The organism is Bacillus sp. GMs2/2 (assembly GCF_050172095.1).
Lineage (GTDB): Bacteria > Bacillota > Bacilli > Bacillales > Bacillaceae_G > Bacillus_A > Bacillus_A cereus.
In genome coordinates this window covers 1-2,354 of the sequence record NZ_JBNLYE010000508.1, presented here as the reverse complement: position 1 = coordinate 2,354, position 2,354 = coordinate 1, and the positions used below count along the sequence as shown (strand labels likewise).

The window sequence follows — 2,354 nt, the reverse complement described above, 5'->3', positions numbered from 1 at the left end:
ATTAACCTAATTTAATTGTTTTTTTATTTTTCTCTAATAAACCAAACAAAAATAGAGATTTTGAACAAGATGAAGTTTATGAAGGAAATAACGTTGATTAGGTGCTGAAAACGGGAATCATTCAAGCATGGTAATTCACCGTTTTTATAGCTTCCTATAGTGAGATGTTATGTTCACATCATATGTATACGATATTTGTAACTTAATATAGCATTACTGCAACTTCAAAATTAGTAGTTAAGGTTGTTATCTTATAGAGTGTTATATATAACTTAGCTAAAAAAGCACAAATCATATAATTTGCGCTGTTCATTATCTGTTTTTGGTAAAAAATTATAGTTTTTGTCACATTAATACTGTACGATACATAGTATAAAACACATACTGTATGACATATAGTAATGGAAATGAGGTGAGTGAATGGATACTTTATTAAATTCGTTAATTACTGAGTTAAGAAGAGGGACATTAACGTTAGCTGTTTTAAGTCAATTAAGAACGCCTCAGTACGGATATTCACTTGTCCAGTTATTGGAGCAATCAGGGGTTACAATTGATCAAAGTACTTTATATCCACTACTTCGCCGATTAGAAAAGCAGGAATTAGTGACGAGTAATTGGGATAAAACGGAGAGTAGACCTCGTAAGTATTATGTTTTAAGTGATTATGGATTAGAAATATTTTTGCAGTTGAAAAAAGAATGGATAAAGGATTCGAAAGAACTTTATAACTTATTAAAGGAGGAAGAGAATGAATTTAATTGATCTCTATATCCAAGAGGTTGCGAAGAGATTACCTGAAAAAAATCGTGAAGATATTACACTTGAACTAAGGTCAATTATAGATGATATGTTACCTGAAGATTATAATGAGAAAGATGTAAAGAGCGTTCTCGAAAAATTGGGGAGTCCGGTTTCATTGGCTAATGGTTATTTGGATAGACCGATGCATTTAATTGGACCACGTTATTTTGATGTATATACAACGTTGTTAAAAATGATTATACCAATCGCAGCTGTCATTGCACTCATATCAATGATTGCAGAAAATTTTATAGGCTATAGTGGTGATCAAGCAGTATTAAATGTTATTTTTCAATTGATAGGTAAAGGCATTGGGGAAATTTTTGAAGTGGGCCTCCATGTATTTTTCTGGTTGACACTTGTGTTTGTTATTTTAGAAAGAACAGATACAGACAAAGGTATCGAGCCGTTGACGACAAGTTTAAAAAAATGGACACCAGATGATTTGAAAAACATCTCGTATATCCCAAAGAAAAAAGCAATCTCGAAGTTTGAAGTTTTTGGAGGTTTAATGTGGACAGCAGTTTGGGCTACACTTTATTTTTATGCGAATCATCTTGTTGGCGTATATAACGGTACGGCAAATGGACTGAAGTTTGTCTCGCCAACTTTTAATCAAGATGTTTTATTGCAGTACTGGCCAATCGTTGTAATTATGATCGTTTTTGAAATATGTATATCCCTTTATAAATTAGTGCAGGGACAATGGACGCAAAGATTGGCGATTGGGAATGCTATTCTTCAGGTAGCTGGGACGATAGTATTCATTGTAATTGTAGTAAATCCACATGTATTTAACGCAGGGTTTATTACGTATTTGGCAAATGCATTTACTATTTCCCTAGAGGGATTTAAAACGTGGTTAGTTGGCGGTGGAATTGTAATTTACACATTATCTGCTGCAATAAATATATTTGACGGTTTCCGAAAAGCTAGTATTCGTATGTAGATAAAAATCGGAAATTTCGATAAAATAAAACTATTGAAAAGATAGTGATATAAGGTGAACATGATGAAAGGAAGAAAACAATGATAAGGGAAGCAACGAAAAAAGATTTAGCATACATTTTAGATATTTATAACGATGCGATACTTTATACAACAGCTGTATATGCGTATAAACCTGTAACCCTTGAAAATAGAATAGATTGGTATGAACAAAAAAAGGCTGAAGGGTATCCAATTTTCGTATATGAATTAGATAATAAAGTAGTAGGATTTGCGACATTCGGCCCATTTAGAACGTGGCCTGCTTATAAATATTCAGTTGAACATTCTGTGTATGTAGATAAGGCATATAGAAAAAATGGCATTGGGTCTTCATTAATGAAGGAATTAATCAAAATTGCAAAGGAAAGAGAGTATATGACCTTAATTGCTGGAATTGATGCAGAGAATGAGAAAAGTATTGCCTTGCATCAAAACTATGGATTTGTTCATGCAGGAACAATAAAAAAAGCTGGTTATAAGTTTAATAAATGGCTAGATTTAGCTTTTTATCAGCTGGAACTTAACGGTCCTGAAAATCCTATAGAAGAATAAATATTTTT

Annotated in this window: 3 protein-coding genes; all 3 read left to right on the top strand. The window is 32.4% G+C overall.

The annotated features are described in order from the left end of the window. The first annotated feature begins 420 nt into the window (after positions 1-420). The 3 genes from ACQGS6_RS26725 (at position 421) to ACQGS6_RS26715 (ending at position 2,346) form a co-directional block, all read left to right on the top strand. Positions 421-765, top strand: coding sequence for a PadR family transcriptional regulator (locus tag ACQGS6_RS26725; RefSeq protein ID WP_000380300.1), 345 nt, complete (start codon positions 421-423; stop codon positions 763-765). After that, positions 752-1,753, top strand: coding sequence for an HAAS signaling domain-containing protein (locus ACQGS6_RS26720; RefSeq protein ID WP_001048871.1), 1,002 nt, complete (start codon positions 752-754; stop codon positions 1,751-1,753). The genes ACQGS6_RS26725 and ACQGS6_RS26720 overlap by 14 nt, the downstream gene beginning before the upstream one ends. A gap of 80 nt (positions 1,754-1,833) precedes the next feature. Further along, positions 1,834-2,346, top strand: coding sequence for a GNAT family N-acetyltransferase (locus ACQGS6_RS26715; RefSeq protein WP_000617513.1), 513 nt, complete (start codon positions 1,834-1,836; stop codon positions 2,344-2,346). Positions 2,347-2,354: the final 8 nt, after the last annotated feature.